22 protein-coding genes are annotated in these 26,348 nt (G+C 51.9%); 4 read left to right on the top strand and 18 right to left on the bottom strand.

Going from position 1 to position 26,348, the window contains the following annotated elements; all coding sequences use genetic code 11:
- Positions 1 to 13 precede the first annotated feature (13 nt).
- Entirely contained in the window at positions 14 to 2,005 is a 1,992-nt protein-coding gene (locus HMPREF2804_RS01145; RefSeq protein ID WP_070626960.1) for a DUF6541 family protein, read from the bottom strand.
- A gap of 413 nt (positions 2,006 to 2,418) precedes the next feature.
- Here HMPREF2804_RS01145 and HMPREF2804_RS01150 point away from each other — a divergent pair, with 413 nt between their 5' ends.
- The gene (locus HMPREF2804_RS01150; protein WP_004005883.1) at positions 2,419 to 2,943 is read left to right on the top strand and encodes a flavin reductase family protein; all 525 of its coding nucleotides are present in this window, start codon (positions 2,419 to 2,421) and stop codon (positions 2,941 to 2,943) included.
- Positions 2,944 to 3,151: 208 nt separating this feature from the next.
- Positions 3,152 to 4,426, top strand: coding sequence for an acetylornithine deacetylase (gene argE / locus HMPREF2804_RS01155; RefSeq protein ID WP_080974377.1), 1,275 nt, complete (start codon positions 3,152 to 3,154; stop codon positions 4,424 to 4,426).
- Between the two features lie 125 nt (positions 4,427 to 4,551).
- On the opposite strand, the gene HMPREF2804_RS01160 is transcribed toward argE, so the two are convergent.
- The 3 genes from HMPREF2804_RS01160 to HMPREF2804_RS11235 all read right to left on the bottom strand — a co-directional run bounded on the left by HMPREF2804_RS01160 (position 4,552) and on the right by HMPREF2804_RS11235 (position 7,115).
- Entirely contained in the window at positions 4,552 to 5,145 is a 594-nt protein-coding gene (locus tag HMPREF2804_RS01160) for a helix-turn-helix domain-containing protein (RefSeq protein WP_065425182.1), read from the bottom strand.
- A gap of 90 nt (positions 5,146 to 5,235) precedes the next feature.
- Positions 5,236 to 6,468 (bottom strand): MFS transporter, encoded by a 1,233-nt coding sequence (locus tag HMPREF2804_RS01165; protein WP_239664805.1) that lies wholly within the window; start codon positions 6,466 to 6,468, stop codon positions 5,236 to 5,238.
- A gap of 182 nt (positions 6,469 to 6,650) precedes the next feature.
- Positions 6,651 to 7,115, bottom strand: a complete 465-nt coding sequence (locus tag HMPREF2804_RS11235) for a hexameric tyrosine-coordinated heme protein (protein ID WP_239664806.1) — start codon at positions 7,113 to 7,115, stop codon at positions 6,651 to 6,653.
- A 139-nt stretch (positions 7,116 to 7,254) separates the two neighbouring features.
- Between HMPREF2804_RS11235 and HMPREF2804_RS01175 the strand changes: the two genes are divergently transcribed.
- The gene (locus HMPREF2804_RS01175) at positions 7,255 to 8,223 is read left to right on the top strand and encodes an MIP/aquaporin family protein (protein WP_048755399.1); all 969 of its coding nucleotides are present in this window, start codon (positions 7,255 to 7,257) and stop codon (positions 8,221 to 8,223) included.
- Positions 8,224 to 8,333: 110 nt separating this feature from the next.
- Here HMPREF2804_RS01175 and HMPREF2804_RS01180 read toward each other — a convergent pair whose 3' ends face one another.
- From HMPREF2804_RS01180 to HMPREF2804_RS01245, 14 genes are all read right to left on the bottom strand, one after another.
- Complete coding sequence (locus tag HMPREF2804_RS01180; RefSeq protein WP_048755400.1) at positions 8,334 to 8,975, bottom strand: RloB family protein; 642 nt, start codon at positions 8,973 to 8,975, stop codon at positions 8,334 to 8,336.
- The gene (locus HMPREF2804_RS01185; RefSeq protein ID WP_080974378.1) at positions 8,976 to 10,343 is read right to left on the bottom strand and encodes an AAA family ATPase; all 1,368 of its coding nucleotides are present in this window, start codon (positions 10,341 to 10,343) and stop codon (positions 8,976 to 8,978) included.
- 162 nt (positions 10,344 to 10,505) lie between these two features.
- On the bottom strand, positions 10,506 to 11,129 hold the full coding sequence (locus HMPREF2804_RS01190; RefSeq protein WP_246824086.1) for a VanZ family protein: 624 nt from the start codon (positions 11,127 to 11,129) through the stop codon (positions 10,506 to 10,508).
- 184 nt (positions 11,130 to 11,313) lie between these two features.
- A complete protein-coding gene (locus HMPREF2804_RS01195; protein WP_239664808.1) occupies positions 11,314 to 11,763 on the bottom strand; it encodes a fluoride efflux transporter FluC in 450 nt (149 codons plus the stop codon).
- The gene (locus tag HMPREF2804_RS01200; RefSeq protein ID WP_048755456.1) at positions 11,751 to 12,209 is read right to left on the bottom strand and encodes a fluoride efflux transporter FluC; all 459 of its coding nucleotides are present in this window, start codon (positions 12,207 to 12,209) and stop codon (positions 11,751 to 11,753) included. The genes HMPREF2804_RS01195 and HMPREF2804_RS01200 overlap by 13 nt, the downstream gene beginning before the upstream one ends.
- Positions 12,210 to 12,435: 226 nt before the next feature.
- Positions 12,436 to 15,186 carry an MMPL family transporter gene (locus HMPREF2804_RS01205; RefSeq protein WP_239664809.1) on the bottom strand — a complete coding sequence of 917 codons (2,751 nt, stop codon included), beginning with the start codon at positions 15,184 to 15,186 and terminating at the stop codon, positions 12,436 to 12,438.
- A 58-nt stretch (positions 15,187 to 15,244) separates the two neighbouring features.
- Entirely contained in the window at positions 15,245 to 15,898 is a 654-nt protein-coding gene (locus HMPREF2804_RS01210) for a TetR/AcrR family transcriptional regulator (protein ID WP_048755403.1), read from the bottom strand.
- A 128-nt stretch (positions 15,899 to 16,026) separates the two neighbouring features.
- Positions 16,027 to 17,592 (bottom strand): sensor histidine kinase, encoded by a 1,566-nt coding sequence (locus tag HMPREF2804_RS01215; protein ID WP_070626962.1) that lies wholly within the window; start codon positions 17,590 to 17,592, stop codon positions 16,027 to 16,029.
- A gap of 85 nt (positions 17,593 to 17,677) precedes the next feature.
- A complete protein-coding gene (locus tag HMPREF2804_RS01220; RefSeq protein WP_004005894.1) occupies positions 17,678 to 18,421 on the bottom strand; it encodes a response regulator transcription factor in 744 nt (247 codons plus the stop codon).
- 183 nt (positions 18,422 to 18,604) lie between these two features.
- Positions 18,605 to 19,468: a hypothetical protein gene (locus HMPREF2804_RS01225; protein ID WP_048755404.1), complete on the bottom strand. Its 864-nt coding sequence runs from the start codon at positions 19,466 to 19,468 to the stop codon at positions 18,605 to 18,607.
- A gap of 274 nt (positions 19,469 to 19,742) precedes the next feature.
- Positions 19,743 to 20,879, bottom strand: a complete 1,137-nt coding sequence (locus tag HMPREF2804_RS01230; RefSeq protein WP_048751193.1) for a Fic family protein — start codon at positions 20,877 to 20,879, stop codon at positions 19,743 to 19,745.
- A 238-nt stretch (positions 20,880 to 21,117) separates the two neighbouring features.
- Complete coding sequence (locus tag HMPREF2804_RS01235; RefSeq protein ID WP_070626963.1) at positions 21,118 to 22,608, bottom strand: hypothetical protein; 1,491 nt, start codon at positions 22,606 to 22,608, stop codon at positions 21,118 to 21,120.
- An 11-nt stretch (positions 22,609 to 22,619) separates the two neighbouring features.
- Positions 22,620 to 24,011 (bottom strand): hypothetical protein, encoded by a 1,392-nt coding sequence (locus HMPREF2804_RS01240; RefSeq protein WP_048755406.1) that lies wholly within the window; start codon positions 24,009 to 24,011, stop codon positions 22,620 to 22,622.
- Between the two features lie 263 nt (positions 24,012 to 24,274).
- Positions 24,275 to 25,048: a hypothetical protein gene (locus HMPREF2804_RS01245; RefSeq protein ID WP_048779314.1), complete on the bottom strand. Its 774-nt coding sequence runs from the start codon at positions 25,046 to 25,048 to the stop codon at positions 24,275 to 24,277.
- Between the two features lie 250 nt (positions 25,049 to 25,298).
- On the opposite strand from HMPREF2804_RS01245, the gene HMPREF2804_RS01250 reads away from it, so the two are divergent.
- Positions 25,299 to 26,153, top strand: a complete 855-nt coding sequence (locus HMPREF2804_RS01250) for a PRD domain-containing protein (RefSeq protein WP_070626964.1) — start codon at positions 25,299 to 25,301, stop codon at positions 26,151 to 26,153.
- Positions 26,154 to 26,348: the final 195 nt, after the last annotated feature.

A 26,348-nucleotide genomic window follows, 5' to 3' on the forward strand; every position in this document is an offset into this window, starting at 1 on the left:
CTTATGAAGATGCTCAGGAGTCGCATGCAGAGATACGATATAGCCCCATCTCACCTGATGTATACACAGGGGTAAGAACACCATTTTCAACGGCATCAGACATACCATCGTAAAGATTCTGAGCATCTGGACCGAAATTTAGCGGGTTCTTGAAGTGGACGTACCAGTGCACGTTATTTTCATTAACCACTTTGCAGACTTCAGGATCAGTTTTAGCATCTTTCAGGTGCTTATAGATTGGGCGATACTTTTCGTCTGTCTTGAAATCGAAATGGTATCCCGTCAAGTTACGATGCACCAGCGAATATATATATGGGCTGCCATCCCACGGGTTATTAGCAATAATATCCCCTTGAGGCACGTAGTCTGGAATATGCTCAATAACATTCATTTCATCAGAAGACACTACGACTGACGAAGGCTCTATCCGGTATTCCTTTGATACCGCAAGTGTGGCGTCATGTACCGCCTGAGTACGTGAAGTAAAACCTGCCCCTACCAACACAATCACGGCGCTCGCAACAAGTAATACCTGTGGATAACGTGTATCGTTCACACGAGGCAAACGAGCCAAAACAAATTTAAGTACACTCTGAACAATAGCGCCAAGGCCTATACCTGAAAGGATGACACCTGGAAGGACTACAAGAGTCGCCAACCGGAAGTGATCGGTATACCACGGGCTAACCATGAGCATACGGAATGGACCTCGTTCAACGCTTGCAGAAATTACCCATAAATACCCTATAAGTATCCAACTTGTGATAATCCATAAATTCCTGTGTTTATAGATAAGATATCCTGCTCCCCAGAGGGTCAAAAACGCCATAATGTAGCTAGGCTCAAACTTATCGCCTAACTGGTTTGCATTCTCCAGCCCAAAGAATAAGAACTGATAAACTGCCTCACCCTCAGACATCGCGGAAGTCCAGGTATTACTAGCGAACTCGCCGGGGCGAATCATATACCAAACTGCTACACAAGTAGCTAAAGCTGCAAGTATTATCCCGCCTGCAATAGCTGTTTGTCGGGATTTGCGGTAGGTACGCACAACCTTTCCAATCATGGCAAGCAAGAAAGGAACCACGAACACAGCAACACTCACAAGAGCGTTTGGATGCGCCAAAGCACAACCTATCAAACCTAAGAGTAGTGTAGGAATTAAAGTCCAGAGCCTCTGATACCGACCTTTAACAACAGCGCGCACGGTCAAAATTATGAGGGCAATTGCAGCAGGCATAACCGCATACCCAATAAGGTTTGGATAAAGAACTCCCCAGCGCAGCAATAACCCAGGATACGCGAAAAAACCACACGTAACAGCCGGAATTGCTAATGCCTGAAGCCGCGATACTTTCGGAATGCTTAAAGCAAGTGCGATAAAAGAAAAGCTCCAGATAAACCCAACCGTAACCAAGATAGTCACAATAGTTGCTGTTGGAATACTTACCCCACAGCTGCTGTACACCAGGTATACAAGATCATGCCACCCAGCTGGGTAGAAAACAGGAGAATGATGAGTATCGGCTAAAGCACCAAGCGTCAAACTTGAAGCATCGCCATGATCCTCGATCCATTGAATAGCATTAAGATGGAATGAGTTGTCAAGGCTCTGGGAAAATGCCTCCGGACCATACACCATATCTCGGGTAGTGTGTGACAACAGAGCTCCGCCTACTATAGCCCCTGCTAAGGGCCAGCCTAAAGATACACCTTTGAGGGAGAAGGGTTGCGGAACTTCTAATCGCTTTCCAAGTAAATAATATGCTCCCCATAAGATGCCCACCAGAACAACCATAAAGACGAGGAGAGGGATTACACCCCAATGTATACCAACTTTGCCCGTCACAATTGCGGCAAGGCTAATCACCGCTATAGAAAGAAGCGGAGCAAATCCAACGCGAAAACGTTGAGGTACTTTCAAAGCCCAACCCACCGCATAGCCAGGCACAAATACGCAGGCAACAGCGAATAGTGTTGCCGGGATTAGACTAAACCAAGTCATATATTCTTCCCCATCGGTGTATTTCGGTGATATTTGATGCTTTTTATATAGCTCCAGCTTCTGCCATTCGCATCTTTCTCAATTCTAGTGGTAATACTGCTCAGAACAATTTCTTCCGGCGTATCTATTGGGCGAATCACACAATTTTAGGCTTCTGCAGGCTGTTTTTGGCGGAACGGGACGGGGTATTAAAGCGCTTGAGTGCACAACCGGCTTGTTACGAATGAAAAGATTTAGGCACAGGAACCACCCAAAGTTCCAGGTTTTATTACGTAATGTTGCTTGGTGCCCGTCATAAAAGCCCTGTCAGAGAAATATTGAGCAATAAACGTGTGCTGGGGGCGGCGGCGTTTTACTCTAAAGATAGTTTGCCCCACATTCACTGGCGATGCAGTATGAGAAAGGTCTTAACTATGGCTGAGCCTCTAGAATCAGAAACATCAGAGCTTTTCAAGCAAGCATTCGGGCATCATCCTGCCGGAGTTGCCGTTATTACCGCCACCGATGATGCTGGCGAGCCCGCGGGTTTTACCGCATCCTCACTCACCTCGGTCGCCGCCGAACCCGCGATTGTAGCGTTCTCCCTCAAGGCAGACAGCGGATCTGCCGGTAAGATCGCGGCCGCTCCCTCATTCCTCATCCATATGCTTGACGCCGAGAATGTGCAGCTCGCCAAGAATTTTGCCACCCACGGCTACCCCCGTTTTGCGGATAAGTCTTCATGGGAGTTCCTCTCCAGCGGCGAGCCGCTCGTGCATGGGGTGCGGCGCGTGCTGCGTGCCACCCCGCTCAGCCGTGTGGAGGCTGGCCCCGCTCTCGTATTCACCGCCAGGGTTGAGGAGTTTATTCGTCACGATTTGGGCGGCACTCCCCTGGTTTATCATTCGCGTTCTTTCCACGCGCTCGGCAAGCATTCCAACGTAGACTACGCCATCTAGCCTGCCGCCGACTGCATCATATGGCTGCATTAAGGCTTTTGGGATTGAATTAAAGCGCTAGAAAACCCGCTTTAATTCACTCCCAAGAGCCTTTTTACTATGCATGAAAGCCAATTCACAGGTCCATAGAGGCGGCAGACGCGCTAAGGTATTAAGAGAACGTAAGCCACATAAACCCACACAGAGCCACAGCATCGAAGGAGAATCCGTGAGCACCGAGGACCCAGCCCAGAGCGCAGCGCACGCCGGCGGCACAACATCAGACATCCCCGTAGAGCCTCAGTCCTTGGAGTGGATGCGCCGCCTAGTTGCCATTCCCAGTATCTCGGGCACCTCAAATCTGGGCGTTATCGAACTTATCGAGGCGGAATTCGCGCGCTACGGGTACACCGGGCAGCGCACCTATAACGCGGATCAGACTCGCGCGAACCTGTGGGTTACCGTGCCCGCAGCTGATGGCTCAACCGAGGGCGGCATCGTGATTTCCGGCCACACCGATGTGGTTCCGGTCGAAGGGCAAACTTGGGATTCCGATCCGTTCATGCTGCGGGTTGAGGGTTCGCGCGCCTACGGGCGTGGCGTATGCGATATGAAAGGCTTCCTGGGCGTGGCACTGTGGCTTTTGCCGCAGGCCGCGCGAGCGCAGCTGAGGGTTCCGCTGCATTTCGCGTTCTCCTACGACGAGGAAATCGGGTGCGTGGGCGCCCCCACCATGCTTGAAGATGTTGTGAACCGCAATATCAGACCTCAGTTCGCGATCGTGGGTGAGCCGTCGAGTATGCGCGTGATTTCTGCGCACAAGGGGGCGCATCGTGGGCGCGTGGAGATCACCGGCACGGCGAAGCATGCATCGTTGGCGCCGCACGGCGTGAGTGCGGTCAATGCCGCTGGCGAGTTCATTACTTTCTTCTCACGCCTTGCCGACACGTGGCAGTCTGAGGGGCCTTTTGACGATGCGTTCATGGTTCCCTATGCGACCGGCGGCGTGAATTTTGTGCGCGGCGGGCTGCAATACAATATTGTGGCCGAATACGCCGAGCTTGAGTACGATCTGCGCACGCTGCCCTCAATGACCACCGAGTCTGTGGTGGAGTTGATTGAGGATGAGCTTTTCGACAAGATCCTGCCGAATCTGAAGGCGCGCGCTCAGAAGGCAGAAGAACTTTCCGGCGCGCATTCGGGGGTTTTGCAGGAGCGTGTTCAGATCAAACATGAGCTTCTTGCCGCCGTGCCCGGCCTGGGAACGGCAGACGACGCCCCCATCATAACCCTCATGAACGACCTTTTGGGCACGAACGAGGCGCCCGAAAAGGTCACCTACGGTACGGAGGCGGGGCAGTTCCAGCGCGCGGGCGTTGAGAGCGTGGTATGCGGCCCCGGCGATATCGCCCAAGCGCACTCCGCCAATGAATGGATTGAGCTGGAACAGCTTCGCGAATGCGAGCGCTTCTTTGAGGCAATCCTGAGGTGGGCCTCGCAGTAGGTCCCCCTCCTTCCCCCGCTTTTCTATCCCGCTAGTTATTGCGTATTTCGCTGGTTATTTCGCCGCATGCATAATACCTCGCCAAATACATATATCCCCGTTATGGTTTAGCCGGTTTCGGACTTTCAGGCATCGTTATCTCCTAAATCGCCAAAAATCGGGGTTATGGGGCGCGAACGCACGGTTTTTACGAAAGGATCATCCGAATTCCAGCCTTCACGAGAGAGTTTTTTGACGTTGATTTCTAGGCCAAGACGCTGCTCAACATCATCAATAGCCTCGTAAAGAGCGTGCCGTGATGGAGTGCCGATAGCGAGCACATCAAGGTCGTGGGGAACTTGCCCGGGCTCTCCACTGCGGCGCTTGGCCCATGAACCGTAAATTGCCGCAGCTTCAAGACGCGGAACCTGTGCTAAAGCCTCACGAAGCGCCGGGACGGGACCGTAGGTAACATACATAAGCTGCTGCAACGCTTGCCCAACTGGGGTATGCACAAGCGCATTGACGAGGCGACTTTTGCCAACCTGGCGAGACTCTAATAGCCCTGCATTCTCAAGTCGGCTCAGTTCCCGCGAGACGGTAGCCTGCGATGCATTCGTAAGAGCCGCAATTTCGGAAACCGTGTACTGCCGTTCGGGATGCAGAAAAAGAAGCGCAGTTACCTCACCTTGCAGGTTACTGCGCAGCAGGGGCAGCAATGTGGGAGCAGACGTTTTCATAACATGAATTATAAAAATCATTTTATGAAAATGTCCCAGGTGAGTGTACCTCACGCAGACTTTCTAACCGGCGAGTTATTGCGCAATAGCCTACGAAACGGGAGCTTCCGTCATGTCAGCATCCTTATCTGTTTCTAAGTAACGATTAGCAATTGGAATCCAGGTGAGGGTTAGTGCCAGCAACACCCCGCCGATCGCCAGCACGGTGAGGCGCGTGCTCGTTTCCGCGCCCAGACCTACGAGCGGGTTCACCACAATACCCACGAGGCTCCCGACAGAGCTTGCCACGTTCAGCACTGTGGCGCGGCGATGTGCAGGAATCAGTTTATTGGTTACAGCAGAGGTGATCGGCCCGCGCGCGTGAATACCCACCACCACGAGTAAGAACCCCGATACTACGGCAAGGACATGCGGCACCGCCATCAGGCAGAAGCCCGCGGCACCATACCCCATGGCCAGCAGAAGCGCGGTTTTGCGCCCCACCCGCTTCTCGATACGCCCTGCCGCATAGTTATACCCTGCCGCAAGGAGCTGACCGGCACCAGCGATCACGCCCCATGTTGCAATAGGAACATCTTGTGCGGCAAAAAGCGGCTGGTTCAGCGTGTACACCGCGTTGAAAAGTGCAAAGGATGCGCTCGAACCTACCGCAACGTACAGCAGAAGCGGCGAGGTAAAAAGTAGTTTCACACCTATTTTTAGCGAAACCCACGAAGTTTCAGGGTATTTATCGTGAGTTTTCGGATTCTGCTTCGGCAAAAACGCCACACAAACTGCCGCAACTACGGCCATTGCCGCCGATAACAGAGCGGGCAGTGAAATATCGACGGACCCCAACGCAGAACCCACTACGGCCCCTGTTACCCCCGCGGTGAGCATCAGGGCGCTAAGATGCCCCCACGCGCCAACCGCTTTCGCATCAGCATCATCGCCAAGGGAATCATAAATATAGGCGTCTTGCACCCCCGTAAGCATGGCAATACTCAGCCCACTCATCACAAATGAAAGAGCATAAATGGAGAAATTTGTGCCAGTGGCAAAAAGAATCTCAGCAATCGCGTTGAACACAAAACCGGCACCTACGAGTCTCCGGCGGTCGAAACGGTCGCCAATAACCCCGGCAGGAATTTCAGCCACCAAAATACTAACGACCAAAACACTTTCCAGCATGAAAATATCGGTGAGCGATAACCCACGGCTTTCCAGGAAGAACGCGCTGACCGGCACATAGAAATCAAATCCGGCGGCAATCATGGCGAGCGCCATGGGTATTAGGGATTTGCTCGACCAGACGATCCGACGTGCGGTATATGTGGCGCTCACCTGTTTCTCCTGATTTTTATAGCTAGTCAGGACGCGAATATGGAAGAGGGTCCCATGTGCCGTGCATCCTTATTTTCTATTCTCTAGCATCCCGCATAAAAAGTACCTTTATGTGAATAAAGCGTTAAAAACCCGCTTTATTCACATAAAGGCACTTTTTATCGGGTAAATCCAGGTGAGGGTTACCGCCAGTAGTTGTTGGCTGCCGCGATGGTCTGGAACTCGATGGCTACCACCTGCGCCGCAGCCGTCAGCGAGTCCGGGTCTACCGCGTATTCCGGGCGTCCCGCTTTGAGAGCATCCGGGTTAGGTTGAATCTGGTGGATGGTATGCCGCGCGATAAGCATCGCCAACTGCCGCCCTTCTTCGGGGGTTTCGGTGATGAGAGTACCGCCGGGAATGCCCTGTAGTTCTTCTGCCGGAAGTCGCTGACTCATGGTAAATACTCCAATCTGCATATACTCCTTCAACGCCACCGTAATGAACTGCCCCGGCACTCTCAAGCAAGTTTCCCCTGATGCTCGGGTTAAGCCACCCCTTATAGCCAGCGCCGCATCGGCAAGCATATCCGCATCAACATCCGTGCCGCTTAAACACGCGTGATTCGCCTCCAAACCCTGGACTGTCACACGTGATGTACGCCCCACTTTTCCACATAAACCCACGAATACCGCTTATGTCTTTGGGTTACTTTATCCCAAAGTATTGCTATTTCGAGCTTCATCACGTCTTATAGAAACACATATAAAACCAAATATTCCAACATAAACACAAGCGGAGGGTTCCGTGCACACCATCAGCCCCTACCTCGCCGAATTCCTAGGTACACTCATCATGTGCACTATCGGATGCGGCGCCATCGCCACCGTCGAGCTGCGACGCTCCAAAGGGCACGGCGACAACTTCTTCACTATCGCCTTCGGCTGGGGTTTTGCCGTAGCCTTCGGCGTCTACGCCTCACACCCGTATTCCGGCGGGCACCTGAACCCCGCGGTCTCTGTAGGGTTGGCGGCTTTTGGCGAATTTGATTGGGCTAAGGTCCCCGGGTATGTGATCGCCCAGCTTCTTGGAGCCATGGCTGGCGCGGGGCTGGTGTACCTGAACTACCTGCCGCATTGGAAGGCCACCGCCGATCAGAAAATTAAGCTCGGCGTATTCTCCACAGTTCCCGCCATTCACAACTATTTCACGAACGCGCTTTCCGAAATTATCGGTACTTTCATGCTCGTCTTCTCGGCGCTGTACACCGGCGTGAACTTCAAGCCCACAATTACCACCAGCGGCGTGGAACTCTCCCTGAACCTCAACGATGTGCTCAAACCCCTCGCCTTCGGCTTCATGGTGGCGGTGCTCGTGGTCGGGCTAGGCGGGCAGACCGGTTACGCCCTAAACCCAGCGCGCGATCTGGGGCCGCGCATCATGCACGCTCTGCTGCCCATTCACAATAAAGGAACCTCACGCTGGTTCTATTCGTGGGTTCCCGTCTTTGCCCCGCTTGTGGGCGGTTTTATGGGAGGAGCATTCTTCAAACTCTATTACGAGAGTGAGTTCACTCTCTGGGTTGTCATCTCGTCGGCATGCGCCATCGCGCTTTTAGGGTTCGCGTATTGGGCAAATAGCCACCTGTACCGCGCACCCAGTGCCGAGGTGATTCCACAAGGCGAAGACACCCAAGCGACGGCGGCGAGGGCTGCGGCGACCTACACCGCTACCGGTTCCATCCCGATTATCGAGAAGCGAACCTATCAGCAGTAGCTTCTCAGCCTCAAGGGGTATAAAACCGCGAGCAGATAGGATTCCGACGAAAAGATAACGAAACGTTATCTTTTCGTCGGATCGGAATCCTATCTGCTCGCGGGATAGTTTTAAGGGCGGCTACCCGTGATTCTCTCAATCAGCAGGGGAACGGCGCTTGAAGGGAATTCTCCCACGCGGTTAAAGTCTAGGTTGGGGTCACGCTTATAGGCGCGTTCACTCGCCTTCTGATAGTTCTCAAAGGGGAATGCTTCACCTATATGCTTTCGCTTTTTCATAGCACCTTCGGGGAGATCTTTAATTTTTTCGTCGATCTTCACAGAGTCGAAGCTAGAACCCTTCGCAGGATCTTCCCCAAAATGCCACAGAAGCCATACCTCAAATTTGAGGTTCGTTACCACCATACAAATCGGAACACCCGCTACCTGAGCAGATGAAGCCGTCCGGATTGCCTGCTCAAGGTTATTCCGTCGACTAGAGTCATCAACATCGACCACACAGTAAATTTCCGAATATTTCTTACCCTTCTTGTTGTCCCTCTCAGCAATCCGACGACATTTAAGAAAAACGTTCATAGGATCGGTCCCATTTGGGCCTTCTACCACAACACCCGGGATACCAAGCTTTTGTACAAGTTGTTGAAAATATTGAACCTCGGTAACTTCACCCTCAGTACAAATTAGGATATGACGATACTCACCACCCGGCTTATTGAGTCTTTTGCCATTAAATCGTCTCTTACGTGAAGACATTTACTGCACACCCTTCGGCTCATCCGCAGTATCAACGAGCGCGGAAAACACGCTTGGTGCCGTCCTAGGAACTGCACCATACCTACCAGCAAGATACCGCTTCTCAAAATTAGCATCCTTGGGGTGCGGGAAATCAACAAGAGAATATAAGTGAGTAGAGCCGTCTTTACCCTTCTCAGTAAACCAAATATTTTTGGCATCAAGACCAAGCTGCTCAAACTCACCAAGAAGAGTAGCATCATGAGTCGTAAAAATAAGCTGAGCACCATTCACGTTAATATTTGGGTTCGTGAAAAGCGATACAAGCACTTGGACAAGATACGGATGTAAGCTTGAATCAAGCTCATCGCCACAGACGACGGTACCGCGACGCAAAGCAGAAAGCATAGCTACTGAAATAGCAAGCCATGCCAAAGTACCGTCGCTTTCCTCATCAAGGGTAAGGGCTGGAGCATCAACATCATCTGCATCATGGAAAAGTTCAAGGCGGCGCTCCACAAGTTTAGCGACTTTCTCCTGCATTTCTTCAGGATCATCGCTAGAGGCCAGAATATCGCCAAGGTTACTCTCCGAGTCCTCAGAAGTTATAGCCTGCATAATGGACTGAATACCTTGGCTAAATAGAACAGCGTCAATTTCCCGTTCGGATTCTAAAAGCCCAATACGCGAAATACCAATATCTGCAATTTGGAGTATTTGAGTAACTTCGGAGATTTTGAGCGTTCCATCTGCAAGAGCCTCAGTGATAGCGTTAACGCGCTGTGCCTGAAATGGACTGCCATGACGTATGAAATCAATATCTTCAGTAATCGCGGTAGCTATTTTTCCCAAAACATCTTGACGATCAAGGGTCAAGGCACGCGAAAGCACGAGCTCACGAGGAGCAGGATCCAGCGCAAGGGATGGGTCCTTAAAGACAGTCTCGGTGCTGTTACGCTCAAAAATTACAGTCCAAGGAGCACTACGGCGACTGGGAATATACTCCAGATATTCTTCAGTAATACCTTTGGCAAGTGCGCTAAAACCGTATCGATACCTTATACCTTGATGTACAAAATCAAGCTCATATGAAGATTCAGCATCACGGGAACCGGCGCTAAGCTTAAACGGGAAATGTGGGTACCGCTTGCTGGTCTGCCATTCCGCTGCAGACATACGTACCGCAGTCACAAAAAACCTGAGTGCGTCCAAGAGATTCGACTTTCCAGATGCATTCGCACCGAAAATACCAGCAACGGGGTAGAGATAGTTATCCCAGGTTTTGCCAGCACCCGGCTTATGAGTTTTGAGCTTGGGTGAGACCAGCTCAAGTGCAGTATCATCTCTCAGACTTCTATGGTTGATCACACGAAAATTCAGTATTTTCATACCTTTACAGTACTACAATATGTAAACCAAAGCTATATTTTTACGAAAAACGTTAAAATACAACTTTTCTAGCTTCAAATATTTGCTCCCTCTCCCCAAATTCAGGGAGAGGGAGCACTGATACTATCAAGATCACAATCTTACGAGACTATTGCCTAATTCTTACCCGATATGATCCGGCAGGTGGCGGTAGCGCATCCGACGGCGGATCCGACGCCACACAAGCACAATGAGCGCACCGATCAGGGCGCCGGCGGTGTTGTTGATAATATCGTCCACGTCGAAAGTGCGGTATGCGCAGGGCACCAAGCCCCAGTTGCCGCTCAGCTGGCTCAGTTCGATGAAGAGAGACAGCCCGAAACCTGCCAAGGCTGAGGCACGCAGACCCCAGCGCAGGCATCCGGCAGTAAACAGCCCTATAGGAATAAACAGGCCGATGTTAAAGAAGAGTTGGGCGAATGCCCGCGAGGTTGCGCCGCCGGTTCCTGGGGTTTGCAGCATCTGGAATGCTTGAATCCAGCTCCAGCCAGCATAGAGGCGTGGATAGTATAGCTCTGAGTGGCATTTTCCATCACCCACCCCTATGGGGGTGAGGGTCAGAACCAAAACCACCGCCAAGAACAGTGAAAATATGCCGGTGATGATATAGTGCCGGACTGTCAGCGACGATCCCGCGCGGCGAGCGCGCGTTCTCATCAGAAGAAAACCAAGGGCAAAAAGAGCGAGGGTAGCGCAGATGATTTCAAGACTAACCGTCCCCATCTGCTCCGATAGTAGTTTCCTCATCCACATTCCTCGTCAATAATGTACAGCGTCTATAGGCAAGCCGTGAGTGGTAAAAACTCGCCTAGCACCAGTGTAAAGCTATTGGGGCAACATCAAAGAACCGGAGCTTCATACGCCGCCGAATGCGCCCCTCACCTGTGCTGCACCCCACACGGATGCACCCTGTAGACCCTACCTAGCCGGGTTAGAAGAAAATATCGATGGGGATGATGGGGGCTATGTCGTCCCCCAGCAGCAGGACGAAGCAGAGCGTGCCCGCGAGCGCCGCGAGAACCGCCCCGATAACCTGCACGAGCCAGAGCATCAGGAACTTGGCCCGTTTGCCTTCGCGGCGTGCCGTCAGCGCTTCGACCATCGCGGTGGAGAAGGTGGTGAACCCGCCGAGCAGACCGGTGGTGACGGCGGTGCACCAGAAGATGACGGACCCGGAGGCGCCGTAGTGAATATCGAGCGCATTCGGGTTAGCGACCGGCATAATCAGCAGCCCGTAGAGGAATGACCCCACCAGGTTAATCACGAATACGGGGCTGATGATGGAGCGTTCGGTGCGCAGCCGGGGCGACATTTTGACGTCGAGAAAATACCGGGTCATTGCCCCTAAACCGCCGAGCAGAAAGACCGTTAGTGAGAACATGATGAGTCCTCTTGAGCGCTGGCATGGCGTGCCTCCCAGCGGGCGGCGATTTTTCCGCCCATGAAAAGGCCTAATGCTGCGGCCGCTAAACCGCCGATAAAGAGTACGGCAAGGCTGAGCAGAACATACCACCCGTGCACCGTGTAATGAATAAATACCGCCTGCGAGGTCACCGCCGCGATGGACGAGTAGGTGGTGTACCCGCCCATCATTCCGGCACCGAATAGGAAGCGGAACGGGCGCACCGCATCTTCGCCGTGCATACGGGCGCGCGATGCCCACAGCGCGGTCAGAAGCCCCAGGGTGAAGGATCCGATCAGGTTCGCAGCAAGCACGCCACCGGGTGTGTGGATGCGGCAGAAGGCGCCTATGCCTCCTCCTAAGAAAACCAACAGCGGCGCGGGTATGCGGTTCAAGTATGCGGCGAGCGTTCGTCTTTCTGCCATCGTGCGGTGCGCCCCTTCGATGCGCTCGGGGTGAGAACTCGTGTTCTCGCTGCGATCCCCTACTTTCACCTTAGACCACGAAGGTACCAAGACGTTAATAAACGTGTTTTAGCCTGCCGCTCATTACCTAAAAAGCGCGAGCAGGTCTTTTTTGCTCCGACAAGATAGGATTTTCCTACCTGCTCGGCACAATACGACCTGCTCGCGCGGTATACGGTATTAGCGGTTATTCAGTTTTCTTCTTCGCCCAGGGAATCTCAACCTCGGCCACTTTTTTCGCCGCAGATTCCTGTACTGCCGCAGGTTCCTGTGCTTCGGTTTCTTTCTGCTCGGAATCATCGGATGCTTCAGATTCGCTAGGCCCCTCATCACCGCCGTCGGATTTATCCAAGTCTTTGTGTTCCAGCTCTTCCAGAAGGGTTGCGCCTTCCACATCCATATTCGGAACGAGCTTATCGAGCCACTTCGGCATCCACCATGCTTTATCACCCAGCAGGGTCAAAACTGCGGGGGTGATAGTCATGCGAACCACGAAGGCATCAACCAACACGCCGAAAGCCAATCCGAAGCCGATGGGGCGAATCATTGCGGATTCGGCGAAGATAAACCCGCCGAACACCGAGATCATGATGATCATCGCGGCAACCACCACACGCACCGCATGGTTGTACCCGGCGACGACGGCGGTTTTCGCATCCTTACCGTGCACATATGCTTCGCGCATGCCGGAGACCAGGAACACCTGATAGTCCATCGCCAGGCCGAAGAGAATACCAATCATCAGGGTGGGCAGGAACGCCAGGATCGGACCGGGATCGTGCACCCCGAAGATGGTACCCATGAAGCCCATCTGGTAGACCGCAACCACGGCACCAAAGCTGGCCAAAATCGAGAAGAGGAACCCGACCGAAGCAACCAGCGGCACCAGAATTGAACGGAACACCAGAATCAGCACGATAAACGACAGACCCATGACGACCGCCAAATACAGTGGCAGTTTCTGCGCCAGCGTATTGGAGACGTCGATATTGCCGCCGGTCAGACCGGTCACGCCCAGGCGCACATCGGTACCCTGCACGTTAACATCAACCTGCCGCAGCTTCTCAACCAGGTTCACGGTTTCAACCGAGCTAGGCCCGTGTTTGGGGATAACCTGGAAAATCTGCAGGGTGTGATCATCAGTTTGTCCGATGGGAACTACGGTTTTTACGTTGTCGGGGTCTTTCGCCTCAACCGCATGGGCGATATCGAGCTGTGCCTGCTCGGCCTGCGCATCGCTCATGCCTGCAGGGGTGTGTGCCACTGCAACCACAGGACCGCTCATGCCTTCACCAAACTTGTCTTTAACAATTTGGTAGGCCTGGTACTCGGTGCTTTCCACCTGCGAGCTTTCTGCCGAGGGAAGACCCATGCGCATCTGACCCATCGGAATGGCAATAGCACCCAACGCCACCACGCAGAGCAGGATGGTCACCACAGGTTTGGCGAGCACAATTTTCAGCCAACCGTGCGGGGTAGCCTCACGTTTTTCCTGCTCGGCGTGATGCGCTGCGATCTTCTCGGGAGTATCGATAGATGCCCACGTTTTCTTCGACATGACCTTACGGCCGATCAGCGAAAGCATCGCGGGGGTCAGGGTTACCGAAATCAACACGGCCACGAAGACGCACAATGCCGCAGCGTCGCCCATGTATCCCAGGAAGGGAATACCTGTCACGTTCAGGGCAAGCAGGGCGATAATCACAGTTGTTCCGGCGAACAGAACCGCGTTACCGCTGGTGCCGTTAGCGACCGCGATAGATTTTCGCAGCGGCATACCGTCCATCAGGTTAGACCGGTGCCTGTTGAGAATGAACAGTGAATAGTCGATGCCCACCGCAAGACCAAGCATCATGCCCAGCATATAGGTGGTTGAGCTCATATCGATAAGGGATGAGAACGACAGGGTTCCCAGAATACCTATCACCACGCCCACAAGCGCCATGATGATAGGCAGCCCGGCGGCAATAAGAGTACCGAGCATAACGATAAGCGTAATGAGTGCCACCACAATACCGATAACCTCGCCAATACCCATACCCACATTGGGAGATTCGGCGATATTCTGGTCAAAATAGACCTTCAAACCCTTCAGATCGGCACTCTTGAAGTGTTCCATGAGCTTTTCTTTATCAGCCTGAGGGGTTTCTGCACTCTTTGTCTTGAAGAAAACCCCGGCGATTGCGGTCGAGTTATCTTCAGAGACCGTTCGATAGTCGCTTGTCAGCTCCAAAAGCGCAGATTTGCGGGCGTATTCCGACTGTTGTTCGGGGAGTTTTTTCTCAGCATCGGCAAGTTCAGCAGACTTAGCGTCATATTCTTTCTGAGACTCTTCCAACTTGGCGCGTTGCTCGTCCAACTGCCCCTGTTGGGAGCCGAGCTGTTCGCGCATAGACTCTAGAGCGCCAGCCGCTTTGGCTTGTTCGCGGGCTTCGTCGAGTTGTTTTTGTGCAGCATCCAGCTGCTCTTTACCGTCTTTAAGCTGCTTACCGGCTTCTTCGAGCTGTTTCTTGCCGTCCTCGATGCGCTGCGGTGCGGCATCTAGCTGAGGTTTGCTCTCGTCAAGCTGTTTTTTACCGTCGGCTATCTGCTGTTCGGTGGCAAAAGGATCGCTGACGGCGTCAACAGCCGAGTTCTCATCCTTGAGGCTGTTCAGCGTGGTTATGAAGGCCTGTTTCTGTTCCTCGGTGATTGCGGATCCGTTATCTGTCTTTACAACAATCTGCCCGTTACCGCGGTTAGCATCGGGATACCGAGCAGAGAGTTCGTCGGTAAGACGCTGGGTTTCGGTTCCGGGCATCGTGAAGGTGGTCTTCAGCTGCCCGTGGAATGCGCTATAGCTACCGGCAACACCGGCAATAACAAGCACCCAGATAGCAATAACCGCCCACGCCCTGCGTGCGGCAAAGCTACCTATGGAATATAGCCACTTAGCCACTATGGTTCTCCTCAAATGTCTCTGTATCGGTTGAGTATGGTGTGCGTATTTACCGCGCCTATGTGTATTTGCCGTCGATTAGCTCTTCGACGTAGTCGAGGCAGTGTTCTATGTTTTCCCGCATTTTTTCGGCATTTTCGGGCGGCTGTGGGTTACCTTCGGCGTCGTAGAAGGAGGTCGCGATTCCCTCGCAGATAGCGGAAGCAATGAGGTTCCCGAAGATTGCGATGCGCATCCGCGGTATGTCCTGCCGCTCCTGCCATAGCTTGTCAATGACCATCTCAATGGAGTTCAAATAGGAGGTTGAGCTGTACTCATTGAACTTATTATCGAGAGCGTAGTCGTGAAGGGCGAACAGCAGCCGAGCGTGGGGTTCTACGTGCTCGGCAAGGCGTTCGGTGGTGAATGCTGCACGCACGCCGTTGAGCATATCCCGCTCGGGATGCGCTCCTCTGGGGGTGCAAAAGTCGGGGATGACTTCAAAAATACGGCGTAGGTAATCGTTCAGGCGTTCAACGACGGCGGCTTCTACCGAGGAAAAATGATTGAAAATGGTGCGCCTGGATACACCGGATTCTTTGGCAAGCGCATCCGCCGTGAGCGCTTTAAGGCCGCCTGCGAGCACGAGTTTTTCTGCCGCATCCATAATGGCGATGCGGTTCTCGGCTTTACGCGCGGAGCGTTTATCTACAATCTTTTGGGCAATACACACAGTTATTACACTAAGTGCAATATTGCACCAAGTGCAACTATTTTTTGTGTGAGCTCAGACATATTTTTGCACTGAGTGCATATTGTTTGAAAAGTCTCTGCTCGCCAGAAAGCCCCGAGCCAAGCGGTCTATGAGACCGAAACCCCCTGCCGCATAAGCGGAAGACGTACCGAAAATTCGGTTCGTCCGGGGCGGCTTCGCACAGAAATCAGCCCGCCGTGTGCCTGCACGATCGCCTGCACGATTGCCAACCCGAGGCCGGTCGTCCCGTCAGAGCCCGAACGCGCCTTGTCTGCCCGCGCGAATCGGTCAAAAATCTTGGGCGCAAACTCTGGGTCAATTCCGGGACCGTTATCCACAATGGTCATAAGCGCTTCACGCCGATCCGCAGATACCCGCAGCCCGGCAATAACGGTCGTACCCTCGTCCGTATGTTTGCGCGCATTAGAAAGCAGATTCAAAATAACCTGCTGAATCTGCGAGCGGTCCGCGATCATCTCAACCGGCTCATCCGGCACATCCATGCGCCAGATATGGTCGCGCGCCGCCGCCTGCATATCCGAAACACTCTCGACAAGCAGCTCGGTTAAGTCGATGTTCTCAAACTTCGGTTCACGCCCTTCGTCCAAGCGCGCCAGCAACAGCAGATCTTCCACAAGACGCGACATTCGTTCAGTCTGCGAATCGATGCGTGCAAGCGAGGACTGCCCACCATCGGCGAGAGGTTCCGTCCACCGCAGCATATCGGAGTAGCCCTTAATGGCGGCCAGCGGGGTACGCAACTCGTGGGATGCATCCGCAATGAAGGCACGTATCTGCTTTTCGGTACGTTCACGCACGTCAAGAGCCGAACTCACGTTATCAAGAAGCTGATTGAGCGCATACCCCACAGACCCCACTTCGGTGCGGGGATTCGCATCCTTGGGGGTCACACGCACTTCGGGAGCAATAGTGTCAGATTCCAGATTGAGGCGCGCCACCTCAGTCGCCACACCGGAGACACGCTCTAGGGACTTCATCGTTCTGCGAATTACGAACGAACCCAAAAACCCGGTACCGATCATCACAGCAACCGAGCCAATACCCATTGTGATAGAGAGCATGGTAAGGGTCTGATACATTGCCCCCAGCGGCACACCGGTGATAAGCGCGTCCGAAGAAGGCCCCGGTGAAGAAACCTTCACCATGTATTTACCAACGTCAAGGTTCACTTCGGTAAGCTGACTCTCTTGATTTACGGTGTTCCGAAGAGAGTTAAGAGTCTCGCGGTCTTTATCGCTGAGCTCCTTGATACTCCCGTCAGCACTCAAATACCCCGAGAATTTGTAACCACCCTGATGATCAACACAAAGGTTAATGGTTCCGGCACCCTGACCCGGCGTATAGAGAGGGTTTTTCGGATTAGATTTATCGAGGCATTCAAAACCGTGGCCGCTGGGAGAATTATTGGGATTGGCGGCGCGATTCGCAGTTTCTTTGAGGGTACTGCCGATTTGTGATCGCAAAGAGTTCTGTAGCGTGGCATAGGTTGAAACGCTGGTGATAAAACAGGCGATTCCTAGAGCCGAAACGAGAATAAGAATAAGTCGCCTGCGCAGATGCGGCATTGGGCGTATGGCGGTTTTATCCCGTTTTTTTCGACTACCCTGTGGGGGCTGTGTCTCGGGAACACTGGGAGCTTCCACAATGGTCACAGACTTCACCCCTTCCAGGATATATTACTAAATCGGAATATAAGAATATATACACCTTGACTAGGCACTTTACACAATCAGGGGCTTAAACTGCCGGTCGAATTACATAGCCAGCACCGCGTACCGTATGGATCATAGGTTCACGACCCACATCAATTTTCTTCCGCAGATACGAAATATAAAGTTCCACAATATTCGCCTGACCACCAAAATCGTAATTCCAGACATTATCCAAAATCTGGCTTTTAGAGACCACGCGCTTCGCATTCTCCATCAGATAACGCAACAGGTCGAATTGGGTTGCCGTGAGAGCGATAGGTTCACCGCCACGTGTAACTTCGCGAGTATCTTGGTTGAGCACCAAATCCCCCACAACGAGTTCGGCATCGTCAATAGCGGCAACACCCGAACGCTGCACCAGTCGGTGCAGGCGAATCATAACCTCTTCCATCGAAAACGGCTTGGTCACATAGTCGTCGGCACCGGCGGCAAGCCCTTCGATGCGGTTATCCACCGAATCTTTCGCGGTCAAGAAGAGGCAAGGCACTTCGGGGTAAAACTTCCGGATGCGGTCCAACAGTTCCAGACCGTCGAAACCGGGCATCATAATATCAAGCACCAGCACATCGGGGCGCCAATCGCGGGCAATAGCTAAGGCTGCGGGTCCATCACCAGCCGACTGCACCTCCCACCCGATCATCTTCAGGCCCATACTGACGAGTTCTTTGAGCATCTCCTCATCATCGACCACTAGGGCACGAATGGGGCTGCCGTCCGGATGTTCAAGGGTCGGCAGGTTTTTAGCGATTTCGGTTGCTTTGCTGCTCATAGTGTTAAGGGTAGCGGTATTTAAACGCCTGTGTAGGTTTAGCGGCTACTTTTCGAGCAGAACATAAAATATACATGCCCCGCACACAGCCTGCACACAGTATTCCTAACCCGCCAGTACAAGGATGTCCACAAAAGTGGGTGACGCGCATTAGTCCACGTCACCCACATTATGAGGAATTATTTAGAGGCGAATACCGCTTGGTACTACTGTACGAGGCTGAAGCGGCACAACACCACCGCCGCCGGGAGAGCCATATCCGTTAACGCGGGATGGCGTGGCTGTTTGGGCATCCGAGAAATCTTCATCCCGAATCTCTCCTCGATCAGTGATCTCGGTGAGTATTTCTTTATCCCGGTCTCCCACCCGTATCTCTTGGGGAAATATTTCAATCCATGAGCCGTTAGAGCAGGTCATGACTTTTACTTCCCGGTCTTTAATATACCGATAGGTGCCGTCCGCGTTAACGTATGTTTCTTGTCGGGTTCCATACCCGTAATTAGCTTCGGTGATTTCCTGCCAGGAACCGTCAGCATGCAGTTCTGCGCTGTGGCTCTTTGTTTTCATGGTCCAGGTTCCATCAGCTTTGACTTCCCCATGTTCATCGCCGCGCTTATCGTAGATCCATGACCCATCGGATTCGTTGATAGTGGTCCATTTCTTATCTTTGCTGTCCACAGATTCGGTGGATCTGGGGCGGGGCTTACCTGCTTTGTTATCGTCAGTCAGCGCTATCTCTTTTTCGCTGATACCCTTTTTCTTGAGTTCTTCAAGATCCAGGTTTTTGCCGGATTCGTGGCTCGGGCAGGTGATTGGAAACTTAACGTCCCGCATAAAATCAAGACCCCGCGCCTTTTCTGGGTGCTCCAAAAGTTCAGATACTTCAATCTGCTGCCCAGCAGACGATGCGTTCGAGCCGGAGGATGATGCCGCAGCATGCGAGCTTTGGGTCGAGGAATTATTGGATGAAGATGCGGTTCCTGATGAACACGCACCCAGGGCAAAAACCAGAGCAGTGCCCAAAGAAAATACAGAAAGTCTACGCATTAAAAGTCCTTATCGGTGACTATGAGGGAAGTTACAGGATCAAATATACCCTGTCTCAGATCTTCCCCACCGAAGACACGCTTCTGCCGGTCATAGGAACCAAACGTAGGTACCCTTCTACGAATACTTTCTAGCGCTCATTATTTAACAGCCCGCAAACCATTATTTAACCCAATACCCGTTTTTGCCCCTAAATTTCGGGGATTTCATGGAAGGGCATAGAATCATTATTTAACCCAAGGTCACACAGTATTTACTCTGTTACCGGAGGATCTTACATACCATCACGTAAAATCTGCGGAAGCATCCCGAGTTCATCAAGTTGCCTCACCACATAGATCGTCAGATCGTTTCCCTGCACCCGTACACTGTATTGACGAGTCCCCTCGGGCCGATACAACAAATCACGATCGACTAGTTTCTTCAGGTATTTACTGCGAACCGCTGCAGACCCAGGCACAAGGTCTTCAACATCTTTAGCATGAGCCCGGCCCATCTCAGCAATACGAAGAAGCACCGCAACATCACGACTTGTCAGAACAGCATTCTGATAAGCTTTTTCGAGTACCGGGCCGTAAAGCTCATTCAATACAAAACCGGTAGACGATAATTCAAGAATATTCTTTACATCGGATTCGATTCCCCGCAAAACATATAAGCACCATGATTCAAGATCATCATCGCGTAACGAATCGGCGGTCTCCAAATGCCGATAGTAGGCGTGACGATCAGACCCAAAAACAACGGTTGGGTTCAACGCTCGATACCCATGTGTTGCGGTAAAGCCAAGCTTAACGAGCATCGCATAGGTGATGAGCCGTGAGACACGACCGTTTCCATTCCCGAAAGGATGAATCCACACGAACCTGTGATGACTAATAGCAACCTGCAGCAGGTGATACTGCGGGCTCATGGGTTTGTTCATAAACTCAACAAGCTGGCGCATATCAGCGGGTACGGATTCCGGTCCGGGCGGCTGGTGCGTAGACTGCGCGATGCGCACCTCGGAACTTCGATAACTTCCAGGGGTAGCATCACCTTCCCGCTCTAGCCCATCGACTGCGAGCGCGTGAAGTTCTCGAATAAACATTTCCGTCAAGACAAAATCTTCAGTCACAACGTCGTCAATATAAGCACTGGCTTTTTCAAGATTGAGGATTTCACGCACACCGTCATCAAAGCTCTGTCCATCGCGCACACCTTGGAGCGCATCCAGCATCGTGGTGCGATTTCCTTCGATGCGCGCCGACATAATATTGGAGAGATTTTGAAAAAGCTTTTGCAGGTCGCTGTAGAGTGGCAGGTCCGTTTGATCCTGCCCCTGCAAAGTGGTTCGAATTCGTTCAAGCTCAATAATGGTCGAAGCTAGATCAGAGGTAAAACTGATGTGGGGAATACGAATAGGCTCCATACCTTCTATACTACCGACAAGGACTGCATTATTTAACAGCCCGCAAACCATTATTTAACCCAGCACCCATTTTTACCCCTATATTCCGGGGAATTTTTGGAAGGGTACAGAATCATTATTTAACCTTCAGGCAAATATTATTTAACTCCGAGCCCTTGATGATGTGTGCAAAAGGGTGACGCATCCAGCCATACAATCTGGATGCGCCACCCTCTACCTTCTTCACAAATAATTTCCGTTAAGACACAGCCTGCTGACCGGGCTGCAGAGGCTGACGCGGGGTCAGCGGAATGACCCCTCTCCCACCGGGACCATCACCTCCACCAATCAGTAAATCTGGTTGAGGAGGAACGTAAATATACCGTTCTTTATCTACCGAAGATACCTCGCTCTTACGCGATGACGATTCCCTACTTACCGTAGATTCCCGATATACTTTGCCGTCCGGGGTGCTATATACAGTTTCATAGGTGCTCTGAGTGCGCCACGTGCCATCAGATTTTACTTCTTCTGTTCGGTCCCGGTCTTTTCTCTGCCAACTTCCGTCAGGGTTTACGTGAATAATATCTTCCCCGTCGCTGCGTGTATTATTTTTGATTTCCCATGAGCCGTCAGCATACAACACAGTAGTTTTATCATAATTACCGGAGTTATCAGAATCTTTCTGCGTCCACGTGCCGTCTGCTGCAACATGTATTGTCGTGTCACCATCGCGCGATTCCCAGCTCCACGAACCATCCGGATTGACCTTAGCCATACCGAAGAAGGGGTCTTTTTCTGAACGTGGTCGGGGCTTGCCCGCTTTATTCTCATCCGTCAGGAGTATGCCCTCAAGTTCAGCGGTAGCATGCTTATACTCATCGGTTCCAGGAACAGCCTCTTTAACAGGCATTCCCAAAGGCAGAGCCGTACGCGGTTTCAGGGGAATAACACCATTTTGAGGAATATATAACCCCATATCGTACATACTATTCATGTATTCCCTAGGAGTTGTAACCCCACTCTGCGCCCCACGTGTGATAGATTTTTCCTCCCCGGTTTCTGTATTCTTTTCCACGGCTGTACCGTCAGGGTTTCCCGTGATGACCTTATTATTCGAGTATCCGCTAGACTTCCACGTACCATCGGCATGTGCCTCAACATTGTCTGGGGAAGATGAATCGCTCTTACGCTCGACACTCCACGTACCGTCAGCATTAACGCGAGTTTTCGTCTGTGAAGAAGAAACTTTTTCAATCCTCTCCCAAGATCCATCTGCGTTAATCGTCATTTCGTGATATATGTCAGACCCCGTTCCACGCTTCACATGGAATGTACCATCGACATTAACTACAACTGATAATTTATCCTGGCCGCTGCCTTCTTCAACAGTCCACGAACCGTCGTCCTTGAGCTTTACATTCTTTCCTAACGAGCTCTGAGGCTTCTGTTCAGCGCGCGGGCGGGGTTTACCAGCCTTATTATCGTCAGTAAGACCCACAATCTGTTTCTCATGACTCTGTTCTTCATTCTTCTGTTTCTCCTCTGCTGGGTTTGTCGTGGGGGAAGCGGAAGAAGACTCGGGTGAGGCAGAAGATGATGCAGAGGAAGATATAGAGGAGACAGGGGAAGATCCCTCAGATTTACTCGGCTGAGATCGTTCCACAGTCATACAGGCGCTGAGCGCGAGCATGAGGGCGCATCCGGTGGAAAGAGGAACGACGATGCGGGTGAACTTAGTGATTTTCATCGAAAATTTCCTTAAGACACGGCTTGCTGACCAGGTTGAAGAGGCTTACGCGGTTTCAGTGGAATAACGCCTCCGCCGCCGGGGCCGTCCTCTAAATAGGAGAGGCTCGGTTCATGGGGAACTTGAATATGGCTCACTTCATGTTCTCCCGAAGGGAGCTCGGTCTTCCGACCCGAACTCTCCCGAAAGACTTTACCGTCTGAGGTGCTGTACTTGGTGTCGTATTCAGTTTGGGTGCGCCACGTCCCGTCCGCTTTCACCTCTACCGTTCGGAAGGAATCCTTTGAAGTCCAACTGCCGTCGGGGTTCACGTGAACAAAGTTTTCTCCATCGCCCATTTTCATTTTAGATTCCCAAGAACCATCCGCGAACAACTGCGAACTTCCTTCACGGCCAGTTTCTGCGGAGTCCTTCTGATCCCACGTACCGTCTTCAGAAACACGTATGGCTGAACCTTTACTCTGCCAAGTCCATGCCCCATTCGGGCTGACGATAGCATCATCATCGATTTTCCTCTCTGAACGTGGACGGGGCTTGCCCGCTTTGTTCTCATCTGTCAGGAGTATGCCCTCAAGTTCGGCGGTAGCATGCTTATACTCATCGGTTCCAGGAACAGCCTCTTTAACGGGTATTCCCAAGGGCAGAGACTTACGAGGCTTGAGCGGAATAACACCGTTTTCAGGGACGATCTTATCAAGGTTATAGGTATCGGCGATCGAGCCTTCATCATGGTCTTTCGGGGTCGTGACCATCTTCCACTCTAGCGGGGTAAGAGGTTTTTCCTCCCCCAACTTCGTGTTCTTTTTGATTGCCGTACCGTCGGGTTTTCCCGTTATAACCGCGTTCGTCCTTTCGGTAGATTCCCAGCTGCCGTCGGAACGCATCTCAACTTTTTCTGGGGAACCCTCACTCCCATATTTTTTCTCAATGGTCCACGTGCCGTCAGCATTAACGTGAGTTTTTTGTTCGCTGGAAGAACTTTTTTCGATTTTCTCCCAGGACCCATCGGCGTTGAGGGTAAATTCTTCCGTAGAATCTTCCGAATTTTTATTCTTCACCTGGAATGTGCCATCGGCGTTAACCGAAACCGATTCCGTGCGTCCATTATTGTCTTCTTCGACAGTCCATGAACCGTCGTCCTTGAGCTTTACATTCTTTGTTGAATCCAAAGGCTTCTGATCAGAGCGCGGGCGCGATGTACCGGCCTTATTATCGTCAGTAAGCCCCACGATCTGTTTCTCATGCGACGTTGCAGAAGCTGAAGAGGATGCGCCGGAACCGCCATGAGTAGAATCTTCCGAACCGATTCCTTGTACAGAGGTCGAGCAAGCACTGAGTGCCAGCATGAGAATACATCCGGCAGATAGGGGACCAAATACGCGAGTGTGATTATCATTCTTCATCGGAAGTTTCCTTACGGCTATGTAGTCTATGCGGTGCTTTGATGCGGTGTTTAAAAATACCTTTAGTTTCAGTCTACGGTTCTTGGACAGACCCGATGCCGCTAACACCCCACGTTTTCTTCCAACACTCAGCGAATATAGAGTACGTTCCCATATTTCTTCCAGCAAAGCTCCAGATAGAAAGGTGTTTTAGACACAAAAAGGGTGACGCATCCAGCCGTAAAATCTGGATGCGCCACCGTACTACCGAGAGAGGTTCGAGGTTACTGAGCCTTCTCCCCTGCTTTAAGCGGGGTACGCGGTTTGAGAGGAACAACGCTGTTGCCGCCTACACCGCCAGGAGCATACAGGGTAGGTGGAACTGGAACTACGGAAGGAGTAAGTTCCTTCCCAACCTCACGCTTCTCTTGGCCTGGTTTCTCTTGGTAGACCTTGCCGTCGGCAGTTCCGTAGAGGGTAGAGTGCGAGTCCACACTGCGCCACGACCCATCGGCTTTAACCTCCATGCCCTGGGCCCCTTTAATCAGATCCGTATCACCGCTCTCGCGTACTCGAATCCAGCTGCCATCGGGGTTTACGTGAACGCGTTCATCTCGGGCCGCTTCATATTTTTCCCAGGTGCCGTCAGCATTCAGATTAGCCTTATCACCATTATTGCTTTCCCAAGTCCAAGTACCATCTTTTTGGACATGCATCGTTCCCAAACTACTGGTGTAGTCCCAGGAGCCATCCTCATGGATGGTAGCACCGCTGGAAACAGAACTATACGATGATGTCGGCCGCGGCTTACCGGCCTTATTATCATCGGTCAGGGCTTTTGAGGTAGCGCTCGAACTTGCCGAAGCCGAGGCGCTGGTGCTGCTGGAAGCTGAGGCACTAGGTGATGCGGTTTCCGAGGCAGACGCGCTCGCGCTCGACGAGCTGGCGGCGGAAGACGAAGGTGCCACACTGCTCACCGAGGAGGAGCAGGCGCTCAGGGCGAGCACCGCAATAAGAGCGGCGGAAAGCGGCATCGCTAGACGACGAGGGTTATACATAGAAGTCTCTTTCAACAGTGATTATTGCACGATGTTTATAGCACCGACTTATTCATTCTATCGGCATCTCTCCATAAAATGCAGAATATACCCTTCATATTTTAGAAGGACTGCATCGTATTTTATGTTTATCGAGGTAAAAGGCGGCAAGCCTAGAGCGCATAGATTCGCTTTCTCACAGTAAACAGCACAAGGGGGCTGTAAAATCTTGAGAAAGCATTCGATACCGCCCACACGGAAGGAGGGATGCATGCGCATCAGCCGCATCTATAACAATAATGTCGCCCTCACCCGTGATTCCTACGGGCAAGAGGCAGTAGTTATTGGGCGCGGACTTGCCTTTGGTAAACGCAAGGGCGATCTGGTTGATCCAACTAAGGTCGAGCAGACGTTCATTCCCGAGCACGATATTTCCGCCGAACGGCTCAGTTGGTCGCTCTCCGAGATTCCCCCGGAGATTCTTGCTATTGCCTCCGAACTTGAAACGAAGGTTCGCAATACCCCCGATATTAAAATCGCGAACTCCTTCATCATTCCTTTCGCAGACCACCTGCACTATGCTGTTGCGCGCGCTCGCGAAGGACTGCAGGTTGATTATCCTCTCGCACCAGAGGTAACGCTGCTGTATCCGCGTGAAGTTGAGTTCGGGCGCCGGGCACTTGATCTGGTACATGAGCGTTTGCATCTCACCCTAGATCCGCAGGAAGCTATTCCTTTGGCGTTACATCTCGTCAATGCCCAGTTTGCGACGGCCGATATGTCGCGAGCCTTCCGCATGACTGAGGTTTTTGCGCAGGTTTTTGATGTTATCGGAGCAACGTATGGCAAGCCGATAGACACAAATTCCATGTCGGCGGCGCGATTTATTACCCATCTGCGTTATCTCTTTGTGCGCGCCGATCGAGAGAACAATAAACAACGGCGGCATATTACTCAGCCCGGTGTTTTGGCGGCACTTCGGGCGGATGCACCCCAAGCCTTCGCATGCGCACAAAAGGTTCTTCTCCTATTAGAGATGCAGCTCAATCAGCCGTTACGCCAAGATGAGCTCACATATTTGACGATTCATATTGACCGCCTCGCCCAAGAGATGTGGGGTTCTTAGAATTTAAAATCATCACATCCGCACAATAAAAATTCTCTTGATCGTAAATAACGCAGAATTTTTAATGTTTTATTCACGATCACAAGCATTTTTAGTCAGAATACACTTTACCCCCTGACAAGCTCTCCCAAAACTCGATATATTCCTATATTGGAATATAAGAATATACGCTATTAATGTATCAAAATACAGCAA

The organism is Rothia sp. HMSC065G12, from assembly GCF_001811455.1.
In the GTDB taxonomy this organism is placed as follows: domain Bacteria; phylum Actinomycetota; class Actinomycetes; order Actinomycetales; family Micrococcaceae; genus Rothia; species Rothia dentocariosa.

What these genes read in the sequence shown, in the direction of transcription:
- HMPREF2804_RS01185 (WP_080974378.1), bottom strand. Translation starts at nt 10,343, where the DNA reads ATGAAAATACTGAATTTTCGTGTGATCAACCATAGAAGTCTGAGAGAT.
- HMPREF2804_RS01160 (WP_065425182.1), bottom strand. Translation starts at nt 5,145, where the DNA reads ATGAAAACGTCTGCTCCCACATTGCTGCCCCTGCTGCGCAGTAACCTG.
- HMPREF2804_RS01250 (WP_070626964.1), top strand. Translation starts at nt 25,299, where the DNA reads ATGCGCATCAGCCGCATCTATAACAATAATGTCGCCCTCACCCGTGAT.
- HMPREF2804_RS01190 (WP_246824086.1), bottom strand. Translation starts at nt 11,129, where the DNA reads ATGAGGAAACTACTATCGGAGCAGATGGGGACGGTTAGTCTTGAAATC.
- HMPREF2804_RS01145 (WP_070626960.1), bottom strand. Translation starts at nt 2,005, where the DNA reads ATGACTTGGTTTAGTCTAATCCCGGCAACACTATTCGCTGTTGCCTGC.
- HMPREF2804_RS01230 (WP_048751193.1), bottom strand. Translation starts at nt 20,879, where the DNA reads ATGGAGCCTATTCGTATTCCCCACATCAGTTTTACCTCTGATCTAGCT.
- HMPREF2804_RS01245 (WP_048779314.1), bottom strand. Translation starts at nt 25,048, where the DNA reads ATGTATAACCCTCGTCGTCTAGCGATGCCGCTTTCCGCCGCTCTTATT.
- HMPREF2804_RS01180 (WP_048755400.1), bottom strand. Translation starts at nt 8,975, where the DNA reads ATGTCTTCACGTAAGAGACGATTTAATGGCAAAAGACTCAATAAGCCG.
- HMPREF2804_RS01240 (WP_048755406.1), bottom strand. Translation starts at nt 24,011, where the DNA reads ATGAAGAATGATAATCACACTCGCGTATTTGGTCCCCTATCTGCCGGA.
- HMPREF2804_RS01195 (WP_239664808.1), bottom strand. Translation starts at nt 11,763, where the DNA reads ATGTTCTCACTAACGGTCTTTCTGCTCGGCGGTTTAGGGGCAATGACC.
- HMPREF2804_RS01235 (WP_070626963.1), bottom strand. Translation starts at nt 22,608, where the DNA reads ATGAAAATCACTAAGTTCACCCGCATCGTCGTTCCTCTTTCCACCGGA.
- HMPREF2804_RS01220 (WP_004005894.1), bottom strand. Translation starts at nt 18,421, where the DNA reads ATGAGCAGCAAAGCAACCGAAATCGCTAAAAACCTGCCGACCCTTGAA.
- HMPREF2804_RS01225 (WP_048755404.1), bottom strand. Translation starts at nt 19,468, where the DNA reads ATGCGTAGACTTTCTGTATTTTCTTTGGGCACTGCTCTGGTTTTTGCC.
- HMPREF2804_RS01150 (WP_004005883.1), top strand. Translation starts at nt 2,419, where the DNA reads ATGGCTGAGCCTCTAGAATCAGAAACATCAGAGCTTTTCAAGCAAGCA.
- HMPREF2804_RS01200 (WP_048755456.1), bottom strand. Translation starts at nt 12,209, where the DNA reads ATGGCAGAAAGACGAACGCTCGCCGCATACTTGAACCGCATACCCGCG.